The 24,467-nt window shown below is 59.6% G+C and carries 28 protein-coding genes; 15 read left to right on the forward strand and 13 right to left on the reverse strand.

Annotated elements, in window-relative coordinates; genetic code table 11:
- Positions 1 to 114 precede the first annotated feature (114 nt).
- A complete protein-coding gene (locus tag FHT78_RS04510) occupies positions 115 to 1,317 on the reverse strand; it encodes a pyridoxal phosphate-dependent aminotransferase (protein ID WP_183741069.1) in 1,203 nt (400 codons plus the stop codon).
- A 386-nt stretch (positions 1,318 to 1,703) separates the two neighbouring features.
- Here FHT78_RS04510 and FHT78_RS04515 point away from each other — a divergent pair, with 386 nt between their 5' ends.
- From FHT78_RS04515 to FHT78_RS04525, 3 genes are all read left to right on the forward strand, one after another.
- Positions 1,704 to 2,003 carry a hypothetical protein gene (locus tag FHT78_RS04515; protein ID WP_183741071.1) on the forward strand — a complete coding sequence of 100 codons (300 nt, stop codon included), beginning with the start codon at positions 1,704 to 1,706 and terminating at the stop codon, positions 2,001 to 2,003.
- Positions 1,993 to 2,325, forward strand: coding sequence for a sortase (locus FHT78_RS04520; protein ID WP_183741073.1), 333 nt, complete (start codon positions 1,993 to 1,995; stop codon positions 2,323 to 2,325). Before FHT78_RS04515 ends, FHT78_RS04520 begins: the two co-directional genes overlap by 11 nt.
- A 110-nt stretch (positions 2,326 to 2,435) precedes the next feature.
- Entirely contained in the window at positions 2,436 to 3,590 is a 1,155-nt protein-coding gene (locus tag FHT78_RS04525; RefSeq protein WP_183741846.1) for a PQQ-dependent sugar dehydrogenase, read from the forward strand.
- Here FHT78_RS04525 and FHT78_RS04530 read toward each other — a convergent pair.
- Positions 3,587 to 4,036 carry a hypothetical protein gene (locus FHT78_RS04530; protein WP_183741075.1) on the reverse strand — a complete coding sequence of 150 codons (450 nt, stop codon included), beginning with the start codon at positions 4,034 to 4,036 and terminating at the stop codon, positions 3,587 to 3,589. The genes FHT78_RS04525 and FHT78_RS04530 overlap by 4 nt on opposite strands.
- Positions 4,009 to 4,572: a DUF1176 domain-containing protein gene (locus FHT78_RS04535; RefSeq protein WP_183741077.1), complete on the reverse strand. Its 564-nt coding sequence runs from the start codon at positions 4,570 to 4,572 to the stop codon at positions 4,009 to 4,011. The genes FHT78_RS04530 and FHT78_RS04535 overlap by 28 nt, the downstream gene beginning before the upstream one ends.
- A gap of 104 nt (positions 4,573 to 4,676) precedes the next feature.
- On the opposite strand from FHT78_RS04535, the gene FHT78_RS04540 reads away from it, so the two are divergent.
- The 3 genes from FHT78_RS04540 to FHT78_RS04550 all read left to right on the forward strand — a co-directional run bounded on the left by FHT78_RS04540 (position 4,677) and on the right by FHT78_RS04550 (position 6,886).
- Positions 4,677 to 5,567, forward strand: a complete 891-nt coding sequence (locus tag FHT78_RS04540; protein WP_183741079.1) for a DMT family transporter — start codon at positions 4,677 to 4,679, stop codon at positions 5,565 to 5,567.
- Positions 5,568 to 6,056: 489 nt separating this feature from the next.
- Positions 6,057 to 6,272 (forward strand): cold-shock protein, encoded by a 216-nt coding sequence (locus tag FHT78_RS04545; RefSeq protein ID WP_007824341.1) that lies wholly within the window; start codon positions 6,057 to 6,059, stop codon positions 6,270 to 6,272.
- Between the two features lie 143 nt (positions 6,273 to 6,415).
- Entirely contained in the window at positions 6,416 to 6,886 is a 471-nt protein-coding gene (locus tag FHT78_RS04550; protein WP_113147160.1) for a BA14K family protein, read from the forward strand.
- A gap of 63 nt (positions 6,887 to 6,949) precedes the next feature.
- Here the strand turns inward: FHT78_RS04550 and FHT78_RS04555 are convergent, their stop codons facing one another.
- On the reverse strand, positions 6,950 to 7,822 hold the full coding sequence (locus FHT78_RS04555) for an oxidoreductase (RefSeq protein WP_183741081.1): 873 nt from the start codon (positions 7,820 to 7,822) through the stop codon (positions 6,950 to 6,952).
- Between the two features lie 71 nt (positions 7,823 to 7,893).
- Between FHT78_RS04555 and FHT78_RS04560 the strand changes: the two genes are divergently transcribed.
- On the forward strand, positions 7,894 to 8,301 hold the full coding sequence (locus FHT78_RS04560; protein WP_348644717.1) for a helix-turn-helix domain-containing protein: 408 nt from the start codon (positions 7,894 to 7,896) through the stop codon (positions 8,299 to 8,301).
- Here FHT78_RS04560 and FHT78_RS04565 read toward each other — a convergent pair.
- From FHT78_RS04565 to FHT78_RS04580, 4 genes are all read right to left on the reverse strand, one after another.
- Positions 8,298 to 9,674 (reverse strand): ATP-binding protein, encoded by a 1,377-nt coding sequence (locus FHT78_RS04565; protein WP_183741083.1) that lies wholly within the window; start codon positions 9,672 to 9,674, stop codon positions 8,298 to 8,300. The two genes, FHT78_RS04560 and FHT78_RS04565, sit on opposite strands and share 4 nt — an antisense overlap.
- 24 nt (positions 9,675 to 9,698) lie before the next feature.
- A complete protein-coding gene (locus tag FHT78_RS04570) occupies positions 9,699 to 10,400 on the reverse strand; it encodes a response regulator transcription factor (RefSeq protein WP_183741085.1) in 702 nt (233 codons plus the stop codon).
- Positions 10,401 to 10,892, reverse strand: coding sequence for a MarR family transcriptional regulator (locus tag FHT78_RS04575; RefSeq protein ID WP_183741086.1), 492 nt, complete (start codon positions 10,890 to 10,892; stop codon positions 10,401 to 10,403).
- A gap of 550 nt (positions 10,893 to 11,442) precedes the next feature.
- Complete coding sequence (locus tag FHT78_RS04580; protein ID WP_183741087.1) at positions 11,443 to 12,060, reverse strand: DUF1236 domain-containing protein; 618 nt, start codon at positions 12,058 to 12,060, stop codon at positions 11,443 to 11,445.
- A 279-nt stretch (positions 12,061 to 12,339) separates the two neighbouring features.
- On the opposite strand from FHT78_RS04580, the gene FHT78_RS04585 reads away from it, so the two are divergent.
- Positions 12,340 to 12,984 carry an MBL fold metallo-hydrolase gene (locus tag FHT78_RS04585; protein ID WP_183741088.1) on the forward strand — a complete coding sequence of 215 codons (645 nt, stop codon included), beginning with the start codon at positions 12,340 to 12,342 and terminating at the stop codon, positions 12,982 to 12,984.
- A 2-nt stretch (positions 12,985 to 12,986) separates the two neighbouring features.
- A complete protein-coding gene (locus FHT78_RS04590; protein WP_183741089.1) occupies positions 12,987 to 13,556 on the forward strand; it encodes a DUF1349 domain-containing protein in 570 nt (189 codons plus the stop codon).
- Positions 13,557 to 13,651: 95 nt separating this feature from the next.
- Here FHT78_RS04590 and FHT78_RS04595 read toward each other — a convergent pair whose 3' ends face one another.
- From FHT78_RS04595 to FHT78_RS04610, 4 genes are all read right to left on the reverse strand, one after another.
- On the reverse strand, positions 13,652 to 13,993 hold the full coding sequence (locus FHT78_RS04595; protein ID WP_183741090.1) for a tRNA-binding protein: 342 nt from the start codon (positions 13,991 to 13,993) through the stop codon (positions 13,652 to 13,654).
- 11 nt (positions 13,994 to 14,004) lie between these two features.
- Positions 14,005 to 14,832, reverse strand: coding sequence for a pyrroline-5-carboxylate reductase (proC, locus tag FHT78_RS04600; RefSeq protein ID WP_183741091.1), 828 nt, complete (start codon positions 14,830 to 14,832; stop codon positions 14,005 to 14,007).
- A gap of 1 nt (position 14,833) precedes the next feature.
- Positions 14,834 to 15,334, reverse strand: a complete 501-nt coding sequence (locus FHT78_RS04605; protein ID WP_007824374.1) for a YbjN domain-containing protein — start codon at positions 15,332 to 15,334, stop codon at positions 14,834 to 14,836.
- Positions 15,335 to 15,735: 401 nt separating this feature from the next.
- Complete coding sequence (locus FHT78_RS04610) at positions 15,736 to 15,996, reverse strand: accessory factor UbiK family protein (protein ID WP_183741092.1); 261 nt, start codon at positions 15,994 to 15,996, stop codon at positions 15,736 to 15,738.
- A 191-nt stretch (positions 15,997 to 16,187) separates the two neighbouring features.
- Between FHT78_RS04610 and lgt the strand changes: the two genes are divergently transcribed.
- The 6 genes from lgt (at position 16,188) to FHT78_RS04640 (ending at position 22,202) form a co-directional block, all read left to right on the forward strand.
- Positions 16,188 to 17,039, forward strand: a complete 852-nt coding sequence (gene lgt, locus FHT78_RS04615; RefSeq protein ID WP_183741094.1) for a prolipoprotein diacylglyceryl transferase — start codon at positions 16,188 to 16,190, stop codon at positions 17,037 to 17,039.
- Positions 17,040 to 17,058: 19 nt separating this feature from the next.
- Complete coding sequence (locus FHT78_RS04620; RefSeq protein ID WP_183741096.1) at positions 17,059 to 18,159, forward strand: class I SAM-dependent methyltransferase; 1,101 nt, start codon at positions 17,059 to 17,061, stop codon at positions 18,157 to 18,159.
- Between the two features lie 104 nt (positions 18,160 to 18,263).
- The gene (gene pgeF / locus FHT78_RS04625) at positions 18,264 to 19,058 is read left to right on the forward strand and encodes a peptidoglycan editing factor PgeF (protein ID WP_183741098.1); all 795 of its coding nucleotides are present in this window, start codon (positions 18,264 to 18,266) and stop codon (positions 19,056 to 19,058) included.
- A 5-nt stretch (positions 19,059 to 19,063) separates the two neighbouring features.
- On the forward strand, positions 19,064 to 20,215 hold the full coding sequence (locus FHT78_RS04630) for a Xaa-Pro peptidase family protein (protein ID WP_183741100.1): 1,152 nt from the start codon (positions 19,064 to 19,066) through the stop codon (positions 20,213 to 20,215).
- Positions 20,216 to 20,318: 103 nt separating this feature from the next.
- Positions 20,319 to 21,164: a hypothetical protein gene (locus FHT78_RS04635; protein ID WP_183741102.1), complete on the forward strand. Its 846-nt coding sequence runs from the start codon at positions 20,319 to 20,321 to the stop codon at positions 21,162 to 21,164.
- A 105-nt stretch (positions 21,165 to 21,269) separates the two neighbouring features.
- The gene (locus tag FHT78_RS04640) at positions 21,270 to 22,202 is read left to right on the forward strand and encodes a ribose-phosphate pyrophosphokinase (RefSeq protein ID WP_183731561.1); all 933 of its coding nucleotides are present in this window, start codon (positions 21,270 to 21,272) and stop codon (positions 22,200 to 22,202) included.
- 239 nt (positions 22,203 to 22,441) lie between these two features.
- On the opposite strand, the gene FHT78_RS04645 is transcribed toward FHT78_RS04640, so the two are convergent.
- The gene (locus FHT78_RS04645; RefSeq protein ID WP_183741104.1) at positions 22,442 to 23,983 is read right to left on the reverse strand and encodes a hypothetical protein; all 1,542 of its coding nucleotides are present in this window, start codon (positions 23,981 to 23,983) and stop codon (positions 22,442 to 22,444) included.
- Between the last annotated feature and the right edge of the window lie 484 nt (positions 23,984 to 24,467).

Consider the following 24,467-nt stretch of genomic DNA (forward strand, 5'->3'; position numbering starts at 1 on the left):
TCAGCGACTTAGCGCCAAGAGCGGAATCGCTTTCGAAGCGCGTTGAATCAAAAAGTGAGACAAGAAAGAGCCCGCCATTTCTGGCGGGCTTTTTCGATGGGCCGATGCTGCCGATTACTTGCAGGCTGCGCAGAAGCGCTGGATGCGGCGGCAAGCTTCCTCGAGCAGTTCTTCCGACGTCGCATAGGAGATGCGGAAGTTCGGGCCGAGGCCGAAGGCCGAGCCGTGAACGACGGCAACGCCTTCCGATTCCAGCAGTTCGGAAACGAAATCCTCGTCGGTCTCGATGATCTTGCCGGACGGGGCTGTCTTGCCGATGAGACCGGCGCAGGACGGATAGACGTAGAAGGCGCCTTCCGGCACCGGGCAGACGATGCCCTTGGCCTGGTTCAGCATGGAAACGACGAGGTCACGGCGGCCTTCGAAGATCTTCTTGTTTTCGGGGATGAAGTCCTGCGTGCCGTTCAGTGCTTCGACGGCCGCCCATTGCGCGATCGAGGTCGCACCCGAGGTCTGCTGACCCTGGATCATGTCCATAGCCTTGATCAGTTGGATCGGGCCTGCGGCATAACCAATACGCCAGCCGGTCATCGCATAGGCCTTAGAGACGCCGTTCATCGTCAACGTGCGATCGTAGAGCTTCGGCTCGACCTCGACAGGCGTGACGAATTTGAAGTCGCCATAGGTCAGGTGCTCGTACATGTCGTCCGTCAGCACCCAGACATGCGGATGCTTCATCAGCACGTCCGTCAGCGCCTTCAGCTCTGCATGCGTATAGGCCGCGCCTGTCGGGTTGGACGGCGAGTTGAAAATGAACCATTTGGTCTTCGGCGTGATCGCCTTTTCGAGATCGGCGGGCTGGAGCTTGAAATTATGCTCCTGGGTGGCCGAAACGAAAACCGGTGTGCCACCGCACAGCGCCACCATCTCGGGATAGGACACCCAGTAAGGCGCGGGGATCACGACTTCATCGCCGGGGTTCAGCGTCGCCATGAAGGCGTTGAACAGGATCTGCTTGCCGCCCGTGCCGACAATCGTCTGCTCCCAGGAATATTCCAGACCGTTCTCGCGCTTGAACTTGGCGGCAATCGCCTTACGCAGCTCGGGGATACCGGATACCGGCGTGTATTTCGTCTCGCCGCGATTGATCGCGTCGATAGCGGCTTTCTTGATATTCTCGGGCGTATCGAAATCCGGCTCGCCGGCGCCGAGACCAATCACGTCGCGTCCTTTGGCTTTCAGTTCGCGCGCTTTCTGAGAAACGGCGATGGTGGCTGAAGGCTTCACGCGGGAAAGGGCATCGGCAAGGAAGGCCATGATATCGGTCCTACAAGGTTGAAACGGGCAGAAGGCCGGGACCGGAGTTCTGCGCTAAGCTCTATGTCCAATGTATGACAGCATTTCAAGCGCAAAGGCATGATGGCGGCGATGATTCTTATTGATCAATTGCCGCATCTGCGTCTGGAAATTTTGAACCGAGGTTCGAAGGGACGCCGCAGGCGGCAGCCCCGGGCTCGCAAGAAGTTGAATCATTTTCTGAAGCCGGCCCTGTTTTATTCCTTAAAATCAAGGTTATCGCCCGTTTACCATTTGCCACGAATAAGCCGCAACAAATGCCGCGGCATGCCGTAATTCGGTCGTGAGAGCGCCGAGATCAAACCGCTACTCTGTCACCATCCGACATTGGTTATTGAGGGCATGCCATGTTTCTGGAAGACGAGCGCGCAGCGGGACGCCTGCGCGCAAGCCGGGTTTCTCTGTCGCTGATGGTGGCGGTCATCGCATTTGCAAGCTGCGTCGTGGCGATGTTCTGCCTCTTTTCGCCTGCCGAAGCAGGACCGGCCATGGCTTCCGGTTCCCTCCACGCTTCCTATGCCGACCAGAAGATTAGCGATGGCGTAGCGGTGCTTGTTGCCGCGTTCGTCGCCGCAAACGGACTTGCCATCTGGCTGCGTCGCATCAAGGGCCTCGTCCTCTCGGGAGGCCGGCGCGATGTCCGCTAAGCCGCAACATTCCGGCTGGAGCGAGAAACCCGATACGTTCGAGCCGCTGCCGACCTATATGGAACTGGCCATGGCCGCCGCTTCTGCCCACGAGGCACCGCCTGCACCGCCGAGACCTCGCCTCCCCGGGCTTTCGATCGTCGAAAAACTGGTCGCCGTCGGTATCGTTTGCCTCGCCTTCTACGGCATGGCGCTGATCGGCTGTGGGCTTTTCCTGAAAGCGGAAGCAAAGCGCACCGGCTTCATCACACAGCGGATGATGAGTGCGGAGCTACAGGATGCCGATTTCGACATCCGCTTCCCTCCCCGCATAATCAACTGACCTGCTCTCGTTCAACCCGAGAACACAAAACCGTTATGGAGCGCCGATTACGGTTGAAGCGCTCCATGCCTCGCGCCACCTTTCCCCTCAAACTGACGACGGGGATTATGATGGACGCCATTTCGACTTTCCGTTTCGCCGCGTTGCTTGCAGGGATCGCTGCTTTTGCAGGTCCAGTCCTTGCCCAGACCGGTGACATCGTCAGGACGCAGGAAGTTTCGGTTCGTGTCGAGAAACTAGCCGAAGGGCTGGAGCATCCTTGGGCAGTCGAGGTCCTGCCTGACGGTGGCTATATCGTCACGGAGCGGCCGGGGCGGCTGCGCATCATCCGCGACGGCAAGGTTTCCGATCCGATCGATGGCGTGCCAAAGGTGAGCGCCCGCGGCCAGGGCGGCCTGATGGATGTCGCGCTTGCCCCTGATTTCGCCACCAGCCGAAAGCTCTATCTGACCGCCGCAACCGCCAGCGACCGGGGCTCCGGCACCGAGGCTTTCAGCGCCACGCTGTCCTCGGATGAAAAGACCCTCGAAAACGTCACGCCCATTTTCACCATGCGGGACTTTACCCGCGGCAACATCCAGTACGGCTCTCGCATCGCGATTGCCCCAGACGGCTCGTTGTTCATCAGCATCGGCGACCGCGGTGACCGCAACCGCTCTCAAGATTGGAAAGATGATGCCGGCTCCATCATCCACCTTAATGCCGATGGCAGCATTCCCGCCGACAATCCCTTCAAGAATAGCAGCAAAGCCCTGCCGGAGATCTGGTCCAAGGGTCATCGCAACCCGCAGGGCATCACCTTCGATACTGCCGACGGCAAGCTCTACACCGTCGAACATGGCGCAAAGGGTGGTGACGAGATCAACAATCCCGAACCCGGCAAGAATTACGGCTGGCCTGTTATCACCTATGGCCGCGACTATTCCGGTGCCAAGATCGGCGAAGGAACGGCCAAGGAGGGCCTGGAACAGCCCCTGCACTACTGGGACCCGTCGATCGCTCCGGGCGCTCTCGTCGTTTATCGCGGCAAGATGTTTCCGGAATGGAACGGCGATTTCATCGTCGCCGCCCTGAAGTTCCAGTTGCTGTCGCGCATGCAGCGGGATGCAAGCGGCGCCTTTACCGCTGAGGAGCGTATGTTTGAGGGCGACTACGGCCGCATCCGCGATGTGATCGTGGCTCCCGATGGCGCATTGCTGATGGTCACCGACGAGAATGACGGCGAATTGCTTCGGGTTTCCCGCGCCGAAAACCGGGCCGGCTAAAGCGAGTTCCGCAATTCCTTGCGGATCATGAATTTCAGCCCCGACCATAAATCGTCGATGGCGCAGACTTTGACGTCGACGAGACCTGTCGGCAACAGGATCTCTCTTAATGCATCCTCGGTGAGGCTGGTCGGCAACTTTGAACTCTTTTTCGGCCAAGATATCCAGACCATGCCATCGGGCCTGACCACGCGGATTAGCGCCCCCATCATCTCTTCCAACGCCACACGACGTGTTTCGAAGACGTGGATATAATCGAATTGCCGGTCAGAAGCCGTCGGCAAGACCCGTTCGACCGCAGCAAAACCCTCGAACTCGCCGATCTCGGCCAGCCCATCGGGAACATTCAGGAGCAAGGCCGCCTGTCCTGGTTTAAGCCCCAGCTTCCTTGTGAGCGGCGTGCCGGTATATCCTGCCGTCATTGGCGCTTCCACACGAGCGGCCATGTTGCCGGACCGCCATCAGCCCTGGCATCGCATTCCTCCTTGATGCGCACTTCCTCAAGAACAAGGAAATCCGTGTTATCAGGCTCGGCTATACGCCACACATAATAGCTGCCGCAATCACCCATGCCGCGTCCCTTTGCGAAGGAGGTGAAACGCCTCTCCGTCGCATCGTAGCGGATGTTGAAAGCCGTATCACCCGTCGTTTCCGAGAACTTCAGCGGAAAGACCGTTCGAGAAATATGGTTACCGTAGCCGCCATAGATTGCGAAAGGCATGTTGTAGGCGCCGGCCTGGCCACAAGGTACGATGATTAGCCTCTTCCCGGTCTGACCGGTCACTTCGAGGGCGTCGCCATAGGCAAGCCCCTGCTCTTCGATGTGGCAGTCGCCGTCATCAGGCTCGATATCCGCCCGGACCACATCAGGCAGATCGGCAAAGCGTGTAATCGGCCGGACGGATGATGAAGCCTCGGCCGAAGCGGCCCAAGGCCCTGCCAGAACAGCTGCCGTAACGGTCGCAATCATTTGCTGCTTCATCCATGTCTCCGAACCATTTAAGGAATTCTCATCCTTGTCGAAAAGAGATGCGCCTGCTAACCCGGCAGCATACTCTTAAATGCTTCCCAAACATTGAGGGCGAGATGACGCGCGTTCAGGCGAACCTCCTTCTATTGCTCGCAGCCGCTATCTGGGGCGGCGGCTTCGTCGCACAGTCGACGGCAATGAAGGCGATCGGCCCCTTCTGGTTCATCGGTCTGCGCTTCGCCATCGCCGCACTTGCCACCCTGCCTTTCACGCTCATCGAAGCGCGCAAGGCGAAGGTCGCAACCAGCCGCCGTCATCTTGGCCTCTATTTGATGATCGGCCTTGCGCTCTTCGGCGGCGCCTCCACGCAACAGATCGGCCTGCAGACGACGACCGTCACCAATTCCAGCTTCATCACCGGGCTCTATGTAATCTTTGTGCCGTTGATCGCCGTCTTCTTCCTGCGCCGCTCGCCGCACTGGATCATCTGGCCGGGCGCCATCATGGCCGTGTCAGGCATTTACATGCTGTCGGGCGGCCAGCTTTCGGCTCTGACGGTGGGGGATCTTCTGACGGTCGTATGCGCCATCTTCTGGTCGGTGCAGATCACGCTTGCCGGAACGACGGTCGGCGAAACGGGTCGGCCGCTTGCGCTGTCCAACGCCCAGTTTGCGGTGTCGGCCGTTTGTGCGCTGATCATCGCCGCCATTTCCGAACCAGTCAGCTTGTCAGATATCCGCGCGGCTGCACCCGAGATCCTCTATGTCGGCATCTTCTCCTCGGGCGTCGCCTTCGTGTTGCAGGTGGTCGCCCAGCGCTACACTACGCCGTCGCAGGCAGCGATCTTCCTCTCCGCCGAAGCTCTGTTCGGCGCAACCCTCGCCGCGCTTCTTTTGGGTGAGAGCATGCCGCCGCTCGGCTATATCGGTTGTGCGCTGATGTTTATCGCTATGCTTGTAGTCGAGCTCGTGCCCGAAATGACCCGCCGCCGTTCGGAGATGGCCTGAACACGCGTCCATTTATGGGGCATTTAGTGCCGTCTGAAAATTTTTTTAAGCGAGCGGCAAGACGCGCTATCGTTGCATTTTTGGTAAAATCTGCCCGGAATTTATATTGCAGACGATATAAAACGTTAATCATTTGCTCCCGGCGGCGGATTTTTTGCATTTTTGCGAAAACAGGCCACATTTGCGGGTGTGTTCTTAGGGACACGTTAAAAAACTTTTGCTTGCCAAAATCCTTCAAACGCAGCACTCTTCGCGCGTTCGGGCATTTTGCGAGCATGGGAAGTCCTTAAGAATTTGCGAGCCGGAAACGCTAATATTCCGGTCAGCCGGTCCCAAAAAACAGCAGGCGTTAAGTCCTGTCTGGAACCGGCGGAGGTAGAGGGGACCTTTTTCTCACATTTCAAGATCTGCCTGCCAGCGTCTTCGCGAGAAGGCAATAGCGTAATGCTGCCCGTGTGGATGGCGGGCGGAGACAAAAGGACCTGAGGCATGGCCGAGACTGGCACTGTAAAATTCTTCAATACCGACAAGGGCTTCGGCTTTATCAAGCCGGACAAGGGCGGCGCCGATATCTTCGTTCACATTTCTGCCGTTCAGGCTTCCGGCCTGGCCGGTCTGACGGAAAACCAGAAAGTAAGCTTCGACACAGAGCCGGATCGCCGTGGCAAGGGCCCGAAGGCCGTCAATCTGCAGATTTCAGGCTGAACCCTCGCATAGGCGTGGAATCGAGTTGAAGCCCGGCAGCCATGCCGGGTTTTGTCGTTCAGACTCCATTCAGCATGCCGCCGCTAGTTTCGGAACCATAGAGAAGGGACCGCTTCCGGTTTCCGATACTGGGATTTTACGCGATGAACAGGCTTGCAAAGACCATTCTTCTGACAGCGACCGCCGCTGCCCTGACCCTCGCAGCCATCGGCGAAGCTTCGGCTGGCGACCGTTACTGGCGTCATGGCCACGACCACGGCAACGATGCACTGGTCGGCGGCGCTGTCGGCCTTGCGACCGGCCTGATCGTCGGCTCTGCCATCGCCAATGCCAACAACGGCCCGGTATATGAAGAGCGCCGCTACATCGACCCGCCTGTCTATGAGCCGGAATATGCTCCGCCGCCGGTCTACCGCGCGCGTCCCGTCTACTCCGAACCCGTCTATTCCGAGCCGGTCTATGGCCGCCCGGTTTACGGACGCCCGGTCAGCGCCATGGAACCCTGGAGCGCCCAGTGGCAACGCTATTGCTCCTATCGCTATCGCAGCTTCGATCCGCAGAGCGGCACCTATGTCGGCAATGACGGTCGCGAGCACTTCTGCGTCGCAAGCTGATCGGCCGAAGATGGTTTGACGAAAAGCGCCGCCACAATGCGGCGCTTTTCTTTTGTCCGCACCTCAGCCGGCCTTCTTGTCCCAAGGCATTGGCCTGGCATCGCCGCCCTGTTCGAAATCGGTCGACTGGCTGACGACACGCCAGGTGCGATCGGCCTCCATTCGCGCTGCATCCGCCTTTTCCACGGCTGCGGCCGCATCGCTGCCGAGCAGCAATCTCAGCGGCGGCGTATCGAGCGAAGCAATATGCAGCACCGCGGCCGCCGCCTTGGCCGGATCGCCGGGCTGGCGGCCATTATAGTTGCGCTGATATTCCGCCATGGCGCCGACCGTTTCGGCATATTCCGGACGGCCTTCGTAGATCGCCGTCGACGAGCCTGCAAAGTCCGTGCGGAAACCGCCGGGCTCGATCACCGTCACCTTGATGCCGAGCGGCCCGACCTCCTTGGAAAGCACTTCGGAAAAGCCCTCGACGCCCCATTTCGCTGCCGCGTAGGGCGCGCGCCCGACAGGCCCGATCCTGCCGCCGACGGAAGAGAACTGGATGATATGGCCTGCCCCCTGCCCGCGCATGACCGGGATCGCCGCCTTGGTCATGATGATCGTGCCAAAGAGATTGGTCTCGATCTGCGCCCGGAACTCGGCAAGGCTCGTATCCTCGATCGGCGCGACATTGCCGTAACCTGCATTGTTGACCAGCACGTCGAGCCGGCCGAATGTATCGACCGCGGTCTTCACAGCCGCTTCCGCCGCCGCCCCGTCGGTCACATCGAGCGCCAGGGCGCGAACGCGCGAGCCATACGCATCAACAAGATCGGCAAGCTGGGCGGGATCGCGCGCTGTCGCGACCAGTTTGTCGCCGGCCTCAAGCACGGCATTGGCGAGCGCGCGGCCGAGGCCACGCGAACTTCCAGTAATCAACCAAACCTTTGACATGGGAAACCTCCTTTTCGGTTCTCAATCCATTTAGGATCTATTGTTTCCTTTAGAAAGAAGGTACCTAATGGATCTATACAAACCTGAAGGTAACTGTAATGAAAGACGACATCTTTGATTTCTGTCGTAACATGAGCGATGAGCAGGATGCGCGAGCCCGGCAGATGCTGGAACGTGCCGCTGCAAAATGGCCGCTACGCGTCCTGCACGTGCTTTCGGAAGCGAACGGGCCTCTACGCTTTTCAAGAGTGCTGGAGCGAGTGGAGAATATCAGCCAGAAGGTGCTGACACAGACATTGCGCACGCTCGAAAGCGACGGCCTCGTCATCCGCACGCTCTATCCGCAGGTGCCACCACGCGTGGAATACGAACTGACACCGCTCGGCCGCGAACTGCTGACGCAGGTCGTCTCTCTGTGGCGCTGGATCGTCATCCACCTGAATGAATTCGACGCCGCCAAACCGGCTGCAAAAAGCTAGGCCGGAAGACGCACCGTCGCTCTCAGCCCGCCAAGCGGACTGTCACCAAGCGTGATATTGCCGCCGTGGCTGCGCGCGATATCCCTCACGATGGCAAGCCCGAGACCGGTGCCCGAAGCATCGAGATTGCGTGCGCTATCCAGCCGGAAGAATGGCTTGAACACATCCTCCCGGTACTTCTCCGGAATGCCGGGACCATTGTCATCGAAGACGATCGTCAGCCATTTCGCACCATGCTTGGCCTCGATATGGAGCGCGTCGGCGTAACGCCTTGCATTAGAGGCGAGATTGGTCACAAGTCGCAAGAAGGCATTCGGGCGCACCGAGATATGGTCCTCGCCCTCGATGGAATAGGTCAGCACCTTGCCATGCAGTTCGAAATCGGCCTCGAGTTTTTCGAAGACCTCGCTGAGCTTCAGCTCACCGACATCCTCCTCCACCTCACCCTTGGCAAAGGCCATGTAGGCCTCCAGCATGGTCTGCATATCGTTGACGTCTTCGTTGAGGCCGGCAAGATCGGGATTGTCGCCGACGAGCGCTAACTGCAGCTTGAAGCGGGTCAGGATGGTTCTGAGATCGTGGCTGACGCCTGAGAGCATCGCCGTGCGCTGCTCCATCTGCCGCTCGATGCGCTCTCGCATGAGGATGAAGGCGAGACCGGCACGCCGCACCTCATCAGCCCCACGCGGGTAGAAATTGTCCGCCTTCTGCCCTTTGCCGAAGTTTTCCGCCGCCCGCGCCAGATTGAGGATCGGCCGGATCTGTCCGCGCAGGAACAGGATTGAGATCGCGATCAGCACGAGTGACGCGCCAACCATCCAGAGAATGAAGATATGCGTGTTCGATGCATAGGCCTGACTGCGTTTTGTAATCACGCGCAGGATGCGGTTGTCGAGCTTGATGCGGATCTCGATGAGGTTGGAATTGCCGACCGTATCGATCCAGAACGGCCGGCGGATTTCATCGGTGATCTCGTCGCTCAGAATGCCGTCGAGAATCGAGAAGAATGGCTTTTCGCGCGGCGGCGGCAGATCTCCATCCGGTTCAATCGAAATCTGCAGGTTGAGCTGGTCGCGGGCAATGCGGGTTATATCGCTATAATCGGCATCCTGCGGAAAGGTGTCGATAACCTCGATGATGGCTGCGATGTCACGGGTCACGCCGAGCGACAGCCGCTCCGTCACCATCTGCCAGTGACGCTCCATGAAGACCGCTGCGACGACCGACTGCAGAAGCACCATCGGAATGATGATGATCAGCAGCGAACGCGTATAAAGGCCTGTCGGCAATCGCCGGCGCAGCCAGCGCACGAACCAGCGCCAGCCGGGTGCAGGAGAGCGGTCTTCCCGCCGCAAGCTGTCGAATGTCACCATGTGCGCCGGTCCCGAACCCGTCGTTTAGTCGATACTCAGCCTGTATCCTATACCGCGCACTGTCTGCAGCCAGACCGGATTGGCAGGATCATCTTCGATCTTGCGGCGTAGACGGTTGATCTGGACGTCGATGGTACGTTCGCCGACTTCCGCATCGTCTCCGATCAACTCGTGCCGCGGGATCGTGTCGCCGGCCCGGCGGGCAAAAAGCAGCATGATTTCCTGTTCGCGGTCCGTCAGGCGGATGACTTCGGCCGCCTTCTTCAGCTCCTTGCGCGTCAGCGAGAAAGTATAGGGGCCGAACATGACCTGCTCGATTTTCGGCGTATCGCCGCCGCTATTGCGTCGCAGGATATTGTTGATGCGCAGAACGAGTTCGCGGGGATCGAAAGGCTTGGGAAGATAATCGTCGGCGCCGGCTTCAAGCCCGGCAATACGGCTGTCGGATTCGGCAAGCGCCGTCAGCATGATGATCGGGACGTTCTTCACGGCCCTCAGCCCACGCGTCACCTCGATGCCGGATTCGCCCGGCATCATCACGTCCATGATGATGAGGTCGAAATCGAGCCCCGCCAGCTTGCGCTGTGCCTCCGCCCCGTCAGAGGCAATGGTCACGCGAAAACCGTTTTCCGTCAGATAACGGTTCAGCAACGCGCGGATACGGGTATCGTCGTCGACGACGAGAAGATGCGCCGCGTCATCGGAAATGCCTGTCTTGACCGCCATTCAATCCGCCTTCTGTCTGTCTCGCATTCCTCTGAGGAATGCCTTTACGCCCTCTCGCGCCTCCGGGGTAGCGCCCTCGAATGCCCGTTCAATACGGCGTGATTGCGGCTCGGCGAGCGCCAGTGCCAGCTCCCTGCCCGATTTGGTGGGATAGAGCTTGCGCTGTCGGCGATCCTCCGGGCCTGCCACCTGCCGAATATAGCCTGAATCGATCAGTTGTTTCAGCACTCTTGCAAGGCTCTGCTTGGTGATCTTCAGCGTATCGAGCAGATCGGCGACCGTCATGCCCGGATTTCGGTTGACAAAATGAACGACGCGGTGATGCGCCCGCCCAAAACCACTCTTTTCAAGAATGGCGTCAGGATCGGATACGAAGTCACGGTAAGCGAAGAAGAACAGCTCGATGATCTCGAAATCGATGATCCCGACATCCTCCATCGGCGTGGCCAGCGGTTCAGGTTTTCCTGCTTTCGAGCTGGTCTCTCGTGGCACTCGGCATTTCCTCTCTCTTGGCGCGAGCCTTGCGAAGTCTTCGCAAAATATGTCGGTTTTGGTGACCTATTTTTGCGTCGCCGCTAGCTTCCCCGAAAGTTGCAGGCCCCGTGCGGACTGTTCTTTCCCTGGAAACTAAAGCCCGTCCGGCAAATCTCCAACGCAACGCGCAATTTCCCCTTGTGTCAGTGGATAGAACGTAATGGGGACAACAATCAACAGACATGGCGCAAACGCGCCGGAGGAGGCAAGAATGACTTCAATTCTCGGAAGCTTGTACGGCCGATCGCATGATGCGCGGCAGTGAGATGATGAACGTTTCCGCCCGGCAACGCGGTGATCGCCTTAGACAATAATGGCGCCATTCACGCGCCAACCCGGATTGCTTCCTGAACGGCATCACCTGCCGGACGGTGATTGAACCCGCCAAACGCAGTATCATCGAAATCGTCGAACAAACACTCTTCGCGGAAGAGCGGAGCAGCTTTTCCAGACGCTGCCAGACCGACTTGACGGACAAAGGCGGCTGCATGCCGCCTTTCCTATGAGCTTATTGGTAGACATAGACGATGCGGCGCGTGCCCGGGTCGACCAGCACCGGTCGATCGTTGATTCGGACATAGCGATATTCGTAATCCGGAATCGTCTGGAACGTCACGTCGGCGGGCACTTCGGCACCGACGACCACGTCACCGCTAAGCCGCACGGCCTGCGCCGGCGTTGTGTCGATATAGGTGCGAACTTCCTCTGGCGGCGTAATCGCCTCGACCGAGCCGACCGGACCGATCAGCTCATCACCCGGTGCGGGCATCGGCTCTGCCGGCACGACGCTGGAGGTCGTCTCATAGGTCACCACAGGCACGCCGAGATCGGCGCGATGCTGCTCGACGATGACGGGCGAGCCGCCCTGATTGACCTGCAGATATTCGGCATAGACCCAGCCCCGCACGCCGTTTACGTCGACCCGGCACCAGCGGCTACCTTCGATGCAGCCATCGAGCACGGCAGTCGAGCCGCGGGTGGCAAGACCGACGGAAGGATATTGCGGGCCGGGACCGGAGCGGATGTTCAAGTCGTTGATCGACGTCGCCACCATCTCCGCCTGAGCGAGCCCGGCACTCGCAGCCAGAAGGGCGCCGGCCAGCAGAAGGTTTCTCTTCAAGGTCATTGTAAGGTCTCCTTGTTGCGATGGGCTGACAACGCACGGGTTGCGTGGTTGTTCCGCCGCGGCCGGCGCAGCTGAAGAATGGGATAAGGAAGGCCGAAGCAAGCGTCTGAAATCGCTACAAAAATTCGTTTCGACACAGTGCCGCATCGCTCTCCGGAAGCCGATAAATTCCTGTTGCAGCCTGTCTTTTCCGCGTGAGCCGACCGAAAATTCCGGCTGCCTTCGGCTGCGTTTGCGCCTATAGAGACAGGCAATTGAAAGACGCGAAGCGAGGCATTCATGGGCATGCTCCAGGCCGGCATCATTCCGGTGACACCCTTCCAGCAGAACTGCACCATTCTCTTCGACCCCGATACAAAGGAAGGCGTGGTCGTGGATCCCGGCGGTGACGTGCCTGTTATTGCAAGCGTGATCGAAGAACATGGTCTCAAGATCAAGGAAATCTGGCTCACCCACGGCCACCTCGATCACGCCGGCGGCGCCAAGGAGCTGAAGGAAAAGCTCGGGATCGATATCGTCGGCCCGCATGAGGACGACCTGCCGCTCCTGCAGCGCATCGAAACTCAGGCCGAGAAATATGGCATTAAGGGCCTGCAGAACGTCACGCCTGACCGTTGGCTGAAGGACGGCGACAAGATCTCCTTCGGTTCCCACGAATTCGAGGTCTATCATACGCCGGGCCATGCGCCGGGCCACGTCATCTATTTCAACCGCTCCCAGAAGTTCGCCCATCTCGGCGATGTGCTTTTCAACGGTTCGATCGGCCGCACTGACCTGCCCGGCGGCAACCATCGCCAGCTTCTCGATTCCATCAGGGACAAGGTGCTGCCGCTCGGCGACGATGTCGGCTTCATCTGCGGCCACGGCCCCGGCAGCCGCATCGGTGACGAACGCCGCGAAAATCCCTTCCTACGGGAGATTTGAACATGAAACATATGAGCTGGCTGAACCCGCCGCCCTTCTTTGAAGAGCGCGACGGCGCGCTCCATGTCCGTTCCGGCGAAAAGACCGATTTCTGGCAGGGCACCTATTACGGCTTCCATCGCGACGATGGTCACTTCCTGCATGAAATCCGCAAGGATGACTTCACCGCCGAGGTTACCTTCTCCGGAAATTATGAAGCGCTCTACGATCAGGCCGGGCTGATGATCCGCGCTGATGAGAAGCATTGGGTGAAATGCGGCATCGAATATACCGATGGGGCGAGGCATTTCAGCGCCGTAGTTACCAACGGCAATTCCGACTGGTCGGCCTTCCGCATCGGCCATGACTTCGATGCCATCTCGGTCCGCGCCACTCGCAACGGCGACGCCCTGTTCATTCAGTACAGTACGGACACTATGGACGAATGGCGCATGGCCCGCCTCGCCTGGTTCGATCCAGCTTTCGAAGAGGTGCTGGTCGGCCCCGTCTTCTGCTCACCGCAACGCGCCGGCTTCGAAGCCGTCTTCCACGATTTCACGGTAAGCGACCCGCTCTCACGCGACATTCACTGAGCTTGCCGCAAAGTCAGCTGAAAATGCGCTTCGCGCTTCGGCGAAGACCAGATCATTTATGCAATTGCAAAACGCTTATGACTGGTCTGGCCGGCCTACATCAGCTTCTGGCCGTTCGGCACCGGCCGCTCGACGCCCGCAAGCACGATATCGCCCTTCTCATCGGCAAAACCGAGCGTCAGCACTTCCGAGCGGAACGGCCCGATCTGGCGCGGCGGAAAGTTGACGACGGCGAGCACTTGTCGCCCGACAAGCCGTTCCGGCGAATAATGAACCGTGATCTGCGCCGAAGATTTTTTGACGCCGATCCCGGAGCCGAAATCGATGAGAAGCTTGATCGCCGGCTTTCGCGCCTCCGGAAAAGGATTTGCCTCGATGATCGTGCCAACACGGATATCGACGCGCTCAAAATCGGCAAAGGCAATCTCTTCGGCCATAACAGTCTCTCTCAGCCGGCAAGCTCTTCGGCGCGCTTGCGGGCAGCCGCGAGCGCCTCGTCGAATAGCGGCTGCATGCCATCTTCAGCCATCAGTACGGAAAGTGCAGCAGCGGTTGTGCCGCCCGGCGAGGTGACGTTCTGGCGCAGGCGCGCAGCGTCGTCGGGGGACTGGTGCAGCAACTCACCAGCCCCCGCGACTGTTTCCCGCGCAAGGCGCATGGCAAGGTCCGCCTGCAGGCCGAGTTTACGGCCTGCCTCTGCCATACACTCGACGAGATAGAACACATAAGCAGGCCCGCTGCCTGAGAGCGCCGTTACGGAATCGATATCGGATTCGGCAGGCACCCACTCGACAGGACCGGAGACACGAAGAAGGGCATTGACGCCGTCGCGCTGTTCGGCGCTGACACGCGCATTGGCGAAGGCGCCGGTTACGCCGCGCCCGACCATGGCAGGTGTGTTCGGCATGGCGCGCACCATAGCGGCCTCGCCGAGATGCTTTTCCAGGAAGGCGAGCGTCTTGCCGGCAGCGACCGAAACCACCACCGTCTGAGCACCGACGACGCTTTTAACAGCCGGAAGTACGGCTTCCATCACCTGCGGCTTCACTGCAAGAAACAGGACACCGGCTTTGAGATTGGCAGGAACGGCTGTGACATGCGTGGCGCCGGCATCGGCAATGGTCGATATCATCGCCGGCGACGGACCGGGATCGACAACGATGACGGCAGAACCCGGAACTCCGCTCTTCAGCCAGCCGGAGAGCATGGCGCCCCCCATATTGCCGGCCCCGACGAGAACGACCGGATTGACGGCGGAAAAGGCACTCGCAGGCATGTTAAGCCTCGCCGACTGTTTCAAAAAGCACTGCTTCCATCGCCTTGTTGGCTTCCATGCCGGACCATACGACGAACTGGAAAGCCTGATAATACGCCTCGCAGGTGTCGAGTGCACTCGAAAGCAGCACCTCGACCTGACGGTTGGTGGGCTCGGCACCGCCGGCAAGCAGCAGAGACTGGCGGAAGATGACGACATCTTCCTGCCGCCACAGGTCGAAATGTCCCATCAGCACCTGGCCGTTGATCGCCGAGAGCAGCTTCACCACCTCGTTGACCCTGATTTCAGGAACCTTGATATCGAAGGCGCAGCCGAGATGCAGCGCTTCGAATTCCTCCATCCATGAGAAGGAAACGTGATAGTCGGCCCAGCGGCCCTCGACCGTCATCGCGATCTCGTCTTCGCCGGAGCGCTCGAATGCCCAGTCATTGTTTGACGCCACGTACTCGATCATGTCGACCGGGTTCGACTGGCGTTCGACTTCCAATTCCATAAGGCTCATGCAGCACCTTCTTGACCGGAGTGAATGCGGCCTAACTTCGTGAACGAACACAAAACAAGACACACGCAACACCGGAAACCACCACTGGGGATGATCGCTGAACCGCTGCCAGACTGACGCAGTGAACTTGCCTGGCGCTTACCAATTCGCTTCGAATCATCATTTAAAATCAGTGTATAATGACCCTCGCGGCCTGCCAGCCCCTTTCACGGAAATTTGGCGGGCCAGCTGTGGAAAGCACTTATGGAATCAGATTCAGCGGGGGAGGTAAAAGACTCTGCCCATTGGCTTTTTTGGCAGTGTCCACAGGTGGAAAATCACACCGGATTTTTTATTGGAAGGTGCGGCATGTAACATAAGGGCCACGCCGCACCTTATACAGCATCTTATCTAAGGCGGACTTACTTGCCTTCTGCTGCAAGCCTGGCTTCGAGCGTAGCGACACGGGCGGCGAGCGCCTCGTTCTCGTCACGGGCCTTGATCGCCATTTCGCGCACGGCTTCGAATTCCTCGCGCTTGACGACATCCATGCTGTTCAACCAGCGCTCGGCGTGAGCGTTGAAGGCAGTCTCGATCTCCTTGCGCACGCCCTGCGCAGCACCTGCGGCATCGGTCATCAGCTTGGCGAATTCATCCATGATGCGGTTTGTTCCGGTCGTCATGGCGTATTTCTCCCTTCGCACGACGTGAATGTAGGCCTTATGGCCTCTGAAAATGGAGGTAGGGCTTCGCCGTCGAGGATGCAAGCGCTTTGCACGGGATAAGGCCGTTCGCATGAGGCATAGCGAACAATGCACTTGACCGTCAGAGATCGCGGAGCCATGTTCCGCGCATCTCAACGGGTGAGAAAACCTTGCCGATAGCCGCTGATCTTCTTGCTATAATGCCTTTCCCTAATATCGACCCGATCGCTTTTTCGATCGGCCCGCTGGCGATTCACTGGTACGGGCTGGCTTATGTGGCCGGCATCCTGCTTGGCTGGGCCTATGCCCGCCGCATTGCTGCAAACGATGCGCTCTGGCCGGACAATACCTCGCCCATATCAAGAGCCCAGCTCGACGACTTCGTCGTCTGGGCAGCACTTGGCATCGTTCTCGGCGGTCGCATCGGCTACATCCTTTTCTATGATCTCGGCGCCATCATCGAAAATCCGATCCGAGCCGTGCAGATTTGGAACGGCGGCATGTCCTTCCATGGCGGCCTGACCGGCACGACGATCGCCATGATCCTCTTTGCCCGCCGCAACCGCATCCCCGTCTGGAACCTCTTCGATATCGTTGCGACGGTGGTGCCCTGCGGCCTATTCTTCGGCCGTATCGCTAATTTCATCAACGGCGAACTCTGGGGCCGGTTGACGGATGTGCCCTGGGCAGTCGTCTTCCCGACTGGCGGCCCCTTCGCCCGCCATCCGAGCCAGCTCTACGAAGCCGGCCTCGAAGGCATCGTTCTGCTCCTCGTCCTTGCCGCCCTTGTATATGGCGCCAAGGCGCTGAAAAGCCCCGGCCTCATCACCGGCGTCTTCATCTTCGGCTATGCACTCTCGCGCATCTTCGTGGAATATTTCCGCGAGCCGGATAAGCAATTAGGCTATCTCCTCGGAACGAACTGGCTGACGATGGGAATGGTCCTGTCCTCCCCGATGATCCTACTCGGCCTTTGGGCGATCTTCCGCGCCCGCCGACAGACTGCTGCCGTGCAGCACTAAAGCTACCGGAACTGCTGCCATGACCACCGCTTTGGGCGAAAAGATCAAGTCGATCATCCAGGCAAACGGGCCGATCAGTGTCACTGACTATTTCTCGCTGTGCCTTGCCGATCCCGAACACGGCTATTACCGCACCCGTGAGCCCTTCGGCCGTTCGGGCGATTTCGTCACGGCACCTGAAGTGAGTCAACTCTTCGGCGAAATGATCGGCGTCTTCGTCGTTCACGCCTGGCAGCGCCATTCAACGCCATCCGGCGTTCGCTTGGTCGAGATCGGCCCAGGCCGCGGCACGATGATGTCCGATATGCTGCGGGTGATCTCGCGCATCGCCCCGCCGCTCTTCGATAACATGACGATCCATCTCGTCGAGACCAGCGAACGCCTGCGCGATGTCCAGCTCCAGACGCTCGAAGCCTACGAAGGCAAGGTCAGCTGGCATGACGGCTTTGACGAAGTGCCGCCGGGCTTCACGCTGATCGTCGCCAACGAACTCTTCGATGCGATCCCGATCCGCCAGTTTGTTCGCACGCCGACCGGCTTTCGCGAGCGCTTGGTCGGCCTCGACGCCGATGGCGAACTGACCTTTGCGGCGGGTGTCGCCGGCGTCGATCCGGCGCTGCTGCCTGGGCCTGCACAGAACGTGCCTGTCGGGACGCTGTTCGAGATTTCGCCTGCGCGCCAGGCAGTCATGAGTGCCATCTGCGAAAGGCTGCGGGCTTTTAGCGGCACGGCGCTCGCCATAGACTACGGGCATCTCGTCACCGGCTTCGGCGACACGCTGCAGGCCGTGCGAATGCACGAATTCGATCCGCCACTCGCCCATCCCGGCGAAGCAGACCTCACAAGCCATGTCGATTTCCAGCAGCTGGCGGAGACGGCAGCCTCCACCGGTGTGCATATTAATGGCGCACTGCACCAGGGCGACTTCCTGACCGGCCTCGGCATTCTCGAGCGCGCCGCAGCCCTCGGCCGCGACCGGGAACCACACACACAGCAGATCATCCGGAGCGCCGTCGATCGGCTTGCCGGTGCGGGTGAAGGCCGCATGGGCGAACTCTTCAAGGTGCTCGCCGTCTCCTATCCGGCGATCGACCTGATGCCGTTCCGTCCGGTGGATTGACAGCCAGCGTTGCGCTCGCCAACATCCGCTGCAAAATGACACCGCTTCGCCGGATGAGATCCGGCCAGGATAACATCGATCCCTTTCCCAAAACGGAATATCACATGACAGACGCGGCCTCTCCAGCACCGATCGAAAGCGCGCTGCTGAACGAAGCGGCCGGCGGTACGATCCGCCACGGTTATTTCACTCGCGCAGGCGGCGTCTCCCAAGGCATCTATCGCGGCCTCAATGTCGGCCTCGGCTCGCATGACGAGCGCGACAATGTGCAGGAGAACCGCAGGCGTGTCGCCGCCTGGTTCGATCTGCCGGTCGAACGGCTTGCGACTGTCCATCAGGTCCATTCGCCCGACGTCGTAACCGTCGGACCGGATTATGACGGCGATCGGCCGCAGGCAGATGCCATGGTCACGGCAACACCCGGCATCGCGCTTGGGGTACTTGCAGCCGATTGCGGCCCGATTCTGTTCGCCGACCCTGAAAACCGTGTCATCGGTGCCGCGCATGCCGGTTGGAAGGGCGCGCTGACCGGCGTGCTTGAAAACACCATCGATGCCATGGAGGCTCTTGGTGCTGACAGGGACAATATCGTCGCCTGCCTCGGCCCCTCGATCAGCCAGGCGAGTTATGAGGTCGGCCCGGAATTCGTCGAACGCTTCCTTGCATATGATCCGGCCTATGAGCGTTACTTCATCCCCTCCCCAACGGCGGGTCACGCCATGTTCGACCTGCCGGGACTGACCGTCGAGCGACTGAAAAACGCGGGCGTGCGCGCCGAAAGTCTCGGTCTCTGCACTTATCCCGATAGCGAGCGCTTTTTTTCCTATCGGCGGACCACACATAAAAAGGAGCCGGATTACGGCCGCCAGATTTCGGCGATCAGCATCAGGGAGATGTAAGCAGCATGGCACTTCATTTCGAACGGGCTGAATTCGCAAGCCGGCTTGCCCGCCTGACGGACAAGATGAAGGAAGAAAAGCTCGACGCCCTGCTGCTGTTCGCGCAGGAGAGCATGTACTGGCTGACCGGCTACGACACGTTCGGCTATTGCTTCTTCCAGACGCTGGTCGTCAAGGCTGACGGCACCATGGCGCTGATTACCCGCTCGGCCGACCTGCGTCAGGCCCGGCACACCTCGGTTATCGAGGACATCCATGTCTGGGTCGACCGCGTCAATGCCGACCCGACGATGGACCTCAAGAACCTGCTCGTCGAAATGGACCTGCTCGGCAGCCGTATCGGCGTCGAATATGATACGCATGGAATGACCGGCCGCGTTGCCCGATTGCTCGACTCGCAGCTGACGACTTTCGGTCAGATCATCGACGCCTCCTACCTCGTCAGCAACCTGCGCCTCATCAAGAGCCCGACCGAGATCGCCTATGTCGAGCGCGCCGCCCTGCTGGCAGACGATGCGCTGGACGCCGCGATCCGTCTGACAAAACCTGGCGCCGACGAGGCCGATATTCTTGCAGCCATGCAGGCTGCGATCTTCACAGGTGGCGGCGACTATCCGGCCAATGAATTCATCATCGGTTCGGGTGCCGACGCCCTGCTCTGCCGCTACAAGGCCGGCCGCCGCAAGCTCGACGCCAGCGACCAGCTGACGCTCGAATGGGCCGGTGTTTACGCACATTATCACGCAGCCATGATGCGTACGATCGTCACCGGCGAGCCGACGCACCGCCACCGAGAACTCTACAATGCCTGCCTCGAAACGATCCAGGCGATTGAGACCGTGCTGAAGCCCGGCCATACCTTCGGCGATGTTTTCGACATGCATGCCAGAATCATGGACGAGCGCGGCCTCGCCCGTCATCGCCTGAATGCCTGCGGCTACTCGCTCGGCGCGCGCTTCTCGCCATCCTGGATGGAGCACCAGATGTTCCATGCGGGCAATCCACAGCCGATCGAGCCGAGCATGTCGCTCTTCGTGCACATGATCATCGCCGATTCCGACACAGGCACAGCCATGACCCTCGGGCAGACCTATCTGACGACAGGTGAAGCCCCGCGTGCACTTTCGCGCCATCCGCTGGATTTCATCGGGGTCTAAACCTCTGCAATCACCGGCAAGAATCCGGAATTGACAGACAGGTCCCCCCACCCCCATAAATTCGCACGGGGCTGATGTTGACGTGGGAAGGACGAACCGAGGGATGACGCGAGTTGCGACTGCGCCCACGCTCCTGATATGTCTTGCCTTGCTTTCTGCTTGCAACACGACTGATGCACTGACGCTCACGCCGCCGATGGAAATCGGCGACTCCTCGATGAATCAGCGCTCCTCCACACCGGTGACGCAGAGCGAAGCCGAACGTATGGCTGGAGCGCCGCAACAGACCTTCCCGGCGGCACCTCGTCGGAACGGCTACACGCCAGCCTACAGCCAGCAGACCTATCCAACCCAGCCGAACTACCAACCGCAGGCCTACCGGCCCGGCACCGGCGCTCCGCCGACGACCATGCAGGCCCAGGCCGAAGCGCTATCCCGTGACGGCTCTTCGCCCGCCGCCTCCGGACCGATCGAAGGCCAGTCGCTCGCACCGCCTTCTTCCGCCGCTGAGCAACCGGCGCCGCAGCAGCCGACGCTGACAGCGGCGCTTGATCCCACAGTTTCCTCATCGACCTCGGTACGCGGCAATACCGTGCGCTTCCTGCCCATCATTGGTGCTCCGGTACAGGCCGTCACCCCGCTTTCCCGCCAGCTTGGCGCGGAGGCCCGCGCTCATGGCCTTGCCATCAAGAGCTCCAACGACACCAGCAGTGACTATATTCTGAAGGGCTACCTCTCCGCTTTCAGCGATGAGGGCAAGGTCACCGTGGTCTATGTCTGGGACGTGCTTGATAATGCCGGCGCCCGGTTGCACCGCATTCAGGGACAGGAAAGCGTGCCGACGGCGGCGACCGATCCCTGGGCCGGCGTGCCCGCCTCCGTGATGCAGCAGATTGCTTCAAAGACGATCACCGAATTCACATCCTGGCGGCAAAGCCAGGGCGGTTAGTCACAAGCTTTTTATAAATATAAAAGTATGTGACGCCTTAGCCCTTGCATTCACCGGGAAGCTGGCTAAAAAGCGCGGCTATCAGCGCATAACAGGCGGACCAAGATGAAGGTTTTCGCAGGCAATTCGAACCGGCAACTCGCCGAAGCGATCTGCAACTATCTCAATGTTCCCTTAGGGAAAGCCAGTGTCCGAAGGTTTGCCGATCAGGAAATCTTCGTGGAGATCCAGGAAAATGTGCGCGGTGAGGATGTTTTCCTCGTTCAGCCGACCGCCTTTCCCGCCAACGACCACCTGATGGAACTCCTGATCATGATCGACGCGATGCGTCGCTCGTCAGCCCGCCGCATCACGGCCGTCCTCCCCTATTTCGGTTATGCCCGCCAGGACCGCCGCGCCTCCGGCCGCACGCCGATCTCCGCCAAGCTGGTCGCAAACCTGATCACCGAAGCTGGCGCCGACCGCGTGATGACGCTCGATCTCCACGCCGGACAGATTCAGGGCTTCTTCGATATACCCACAGACAACCTCTTCGCCCTGCCCGTGCTGACCCGCGACATCAAGAGCCACTACGATCTCAGCAACGTCATGGTCGTCTCGCCTGACGTCGGCGGCGTGGTGCGCGCCCGCGCGCTCGCCAAACGGCTGGACTGTCTTCTGGCCATCGTCGACAAGCGTCGCGATCGGCCGGGTGAATCTGAAGTCATGAACATCATCGGCGACGTCACCGGCAAGGACTGCCTGCTGATCGACGACATCGTCGATTCCGGCGGCACGCTCTGCAATGCCGCCGACGCCATGCTTGCCAAGGGCGCCTCCAGCGTCACGGCCTACATCACCCACGGCGTTCTCTCCGGCGGCGCCGTCACCCGCGTTACCTCCTCGAAACTGCGCGAACTCGTCATCACGGATTCGATCCAGCCGACCACGGCCGTCCTTTCGGCCCACAATATCCGCGTCGTCACGACAGCGCCGCTGATCGGCGAAGCCATCAGCCGCACGGCCCAGGAAGAGTCCGTCTCGAGTCTCTTCGACTAAAAGAGCCGGCATTCCGACCGGCTCTTTTGTTTCGGCTTGTATGCTTGTTACTGCCCGGTTTCACTCGGCCCTATCAAGGGCCGATTATTGACGGTCACAGAATCATCTGGACGTTGAACAACGGCCCACAATGAACGGCCGTCTCCCTCTTAAGCAAAGCCGAGTGAACCTTCGGTGCCGGATGAAAAAAGCCGGCACGGGGCCGGCTTCTTTCATTTTCAGATTGCAACCCAAAGGCCTTATTGCGGCTGTGCCGGTTCCTGACCTTGTTCCTGCTCCTGCTCGGGTTCCTGTCCCTGATCCTCGCTCTGATCAGGTTCTTCGGCATCCGGCCCCTTGATCTGCTGGCCGTTGATCGCCACGGAACCGTCGCCGGCAACGCTGATATCCCAGCGCGAGCGGCCATCCGGGTCTGTCTTGGCGAAGCCTTTGGCCATCATCATGCCGAAGGAGACCTGCTGGAGGTTCGGATCGCTCTTGGCAAGTTCCTGAATGGCTGCGATCGACTTGTCGAGATCACGCGCCAGGACCGAAGCCTGAACCGAATAGTCCTTCTGCGTATCGACGCGGCCCTGCAGCTTGCCGGTGACGTCGATATCGTAGACGTCGGAAACCGCGGTAAACTTCGGCAGGTCTACGACGAGGACACCATCATGGAAAAGCTTTTCGGCCGCCTGCTTGCCGCTTTCCTCCGAATTACTGCCGGCCGAGAAATCGATCTTCATGAACTCGTCGCCGAAAGCGGCAAAATCCATGTCGGGAACGGCGATCTGCATATCGATGCTCTTCGGCAGGAAGGCGTGGTAGCTCGCCGGCACGACAGGGGTGTCGAGCGTCACATCTGCAGCGCTCATGCCGAAAGCAAACCGGACGGCGTCGCTCGGCCCGGCGATGGAGAAATTATAGCCGAAGGCCTTGGCGCCACCGCTACCTGCGGCTGTACCGACCATCAGGTTGTTCGCGGTGATCGATTCATCGATCGAGGAAAATAGCGGGAAGGACGCCTTGAGGACTGATTTCAGCTTTTCGCCGTCCTCCTTGCTGAGTTCCTTCTCATCTACATGGTCCAGAATGAAAAAGACGATATCGCGGATTTCCTTCGCCGGCAGGCTGGCGACATTGGCATTGAAGTCTATCGAATCCGCCTTGATGTTGACCGGCGGCATCTGCGGGCTGGTAACCGTCTCCGACAGCTTGGAAAGCGAGCCATTGGCCTTGAAATCGAGACGACCGTTGCCGCTGGCGCTGTCAGTCGAATTGAGCCGATAGTCCATGCCCGCAAATGTCGCTTCGACCTGGTCCATTTCAGACTTTGACGTGACGCGGATGTCAGTGGCCTTGAAATTGCCGGAACGCAGATAGGCGATCGCAGGATCGAAGACACCATCATAGACCATCGAGGCAATCGAATAGGTAAAGTCCGTGGCTTTGTCATCCGGCCCCTTGAAGTTGCCGGAGATATTGAAACTGTTATTGCCTTCAAGGTTCCACAGACCGCTGTCGAGCGGCGTGGCAAAAACCGACCATGGCGTTAAGCCGTTCACCACGACCTTGGTCGGATCCACCTTGCCGAGCAGCTTTGCAAGATCATAAATGATCTCGTAGCGGTTGCCCGCCGGGTTGACGGTTACGAAACCGCTCTTTGCAAAATCGTCAGGCAACACTTTCGTCAGGCTGTCGCGAAGCTTATTCGCTCCATCCTGATTGATCTCGCCTCCTTGCGCTGCCCCGAACAGCGATAGGGCAACAAGGCTCGTTGTCGTGACAAGTTTCAGACGCATTCACACTCTCCTCAGCCGCTTTTAATGCGGCCATAGGAAGATCGGATATCTTCCGGTGTCAACCCGGCACGTTTGGGCAAATGTTATTTTGCGATCACGGCCGGAAGAGTGCGGATACCCTGTCGAGCACTACCGCACACGCCCTGGATCCCGATCTCGCTCCGCATCAGGCCGCAGTGCTGAGCGTGACCGGTTGCCGTTCCATTCGCGCCAGGCGACAGAATAGTAGCCATGAGCCTCGTCGCAGCCCACCGTTGCAGCTAAAATGGAACCTTCTGTTCGATTTCGTGAGGGCGCAGCACCAACGAAGCGCGATCGGCGGATGCGGCCAAGCGCACTCGTCCTCTCGACAGAGCCTGCCATCGCTTGCGTTTGCGTGACACTTATATTATAGGCCACGCGTCCGCGTAGACACCCTTGGAGGCAACGCGGATGAGGACGGGCCTGCCCGCCTCCGGTCCGACGGCACAAGGCTTACAGCCCG

The organism is Rhizobium sp. BK196 (genome assembly GCF_014193255.1).
Classification (GTDB): domain Bacteria; phylum Pseudomonadota; class Alphaproteobacteria; order Rhizobiales; family Rhizobiaceae; genus Rhizobium.

Bases quoted from the DNA above. Each gene is read 5' to 3' on its own strand.
- FHT78_RS04540 (WP_183741079.1), top strand. From the start codon at position 4,677: ATGACGCGCGTTCAGGCGAACCTCCTTCTATTGCTCGCAGCCGCTATC.
- FHT78_RS04580 (WP_183741087.1), bottom strand. From the start codon at position 12,060: ATGACCTTGAAGAGAAACCTTCTGCTGGCCGGCGCCCTTCTGGCTGCG.
- FHT78_RS04510 (WP_183741069.1), bottom strand. From the start codon at position 1,317: ATGGCCTTCCTTGCCGATGCCCTTTCCCGCGTGAAGCCTTCAGCCACC.
- FHT78_RS04630 (WP_183741100.1), top strand. From the start codon at position 19,064: ATGGCACTTCATTTCGAACGGGCTGAATTCGCAAGCCGGCTTGCCCGC.
- pgeF (WP_183741098.1), top strand. From the start codon at position 18,264: ATGACAGACGCGGCCTCTCCAGCACCGATCGAAAGCGCGCTGCTGAAC.
- FHT78_RS04515 (WP_183741071.1), top strand. From the start codon at position 1,704: ATGTTTCTGGAAGACGAGCGCGCAGCGGGACGCCTGCGCGCAAGCCGG.
- FHT78_RS04590 (WP_183741089.1), top strand. From the start codon at position 12,987: ATGAAACATATGAGCTGGCTGAACCCGCCGCCCTTCTTTGAAGAGCGC.
- proC (WP_183741091.1), bottom strand. From the start codon at position 14,832: ATGCCTGCGAGTGCCTTTTCCGCCGTCAATCCGGTCGTTCTCGTCGGG.
- FHT78_RS04605 (WP_007824374.1), bottom strand. From the start codon at position 15,334: ATGAGCCTTATGGAATTGGAAGTCGAACGCCAGTCGAACCCGGTCGAC.
- FHT78_RS04645 (WP_183741104.1), bottom strand. From the start codon at position 23,983: ATGCGTCTGAAACTTGTCACGACAACGAGCCTTGTTGCCCTATCGCTG.
- FHT78_RS04610 (WP_183741092.1), bottom strand. From the start codon at position 15,996: ATGACGACCGGAACAAACCGCATCATGGATGAATTCGCCAAGCTGATG.
- FHT78_RS04585 (WP_183741088.1), top strand. From the start codon at position 12,340: ATGGGCATGCTCCAGGCCGGCATCATTCCGGTGACACCCTTCCAGCAG.
- FHT78_RS04525 (WP_183741846.1), top strand. From the start codon at position 2,436: ATGGACGCCATTTCGACTTTCCGTTTCGCCGCGTTGCTTGCAGGGATC.
- FHT78_RS04620 (WP_183741096.1), top strand. From the start codon at position 17,059: ATGACCACCGCTTTGGGCGAAAAGATCAAGTCGATCATCCAGGCAAAC.
- FHT78_RS04640 (WP_183731561.1), top strand. From the start codon at position 21,270: ATGAAGGTTTTCGCAGGCAATTCGAACCGGCAACTCGCCGAAGCGATC.
- FHT78_RS04635 (WP_183741102.1), top strand. From the start codon at position 20,319: ATGACGCGAGTTGCGACTGCGCCCACGCTCCTGATATGTCTTGCCTTG.
- FHT78_RS04555 (WP_183741081.1), bottom strand. From the start codon at position 7,822: ATGTCAAAGGTTTGGTTGATTACTGGAAGTTCGCGTGGCCTCGGCCGC.
- FHT78_RS04565 (WP_183741083.1), bottom strand. From the start codon at position 9,674: ATGGTGACATTCGACAGCTTGCGGCGGGAAGACCGCTCTCCTGCACCC.
- FHT78_RS04530 (WP_183741075.1), bottom strand. From the start codon at position 4,036: ATGGCCGCTCGTGTGGAAGCGCCAATGACGGCAGGATATACCGGCACG.
- FHT78_RS04570 (WP_183741085.1), bottom strand. From the start codon at position 10,400: ATGGCGGTCAAGACAGGCATTTCCGATGACGCGGCGCATCTTCTCGTC.
- FHT78_RS04520 (WP_183741073.1), top strand. From the start codon at position 1,993: ATGTCCGCTAAGCCGCAACATTCCGGCTGGAGCGAGAAACCCGATACG.
- FHT78_RS04545 (WP_007824341.1), top strand. From the start codon at position 6,057: ATGGCCGAGACTGGCACTGTAAAATTCTTCAATACCGACAAGGGCTTC.
- FHT78_RS04535 (WP_183741077.1), bottom strand. From the start codon at position 4,572: ATGAAGCAGCAAATGATTGCGACCGTTACGGCAGCTGTTCTGGCAGGG.
- FHT78_RS04595 (WP_183741090.1), bottom strand. From the start codon at position 13,993: ATGGCCGAAGAGATTGCCTTTGCCGATTTTGAGCGCGTCGATATCCGT.
- FHT78_RS04550 (WP_113147160.1), top strand. From the start codon at position 6,416: ATGAACAGGCTTGCAAAGACCATTCTTCTGACAGCGACCGCCGCTGCC.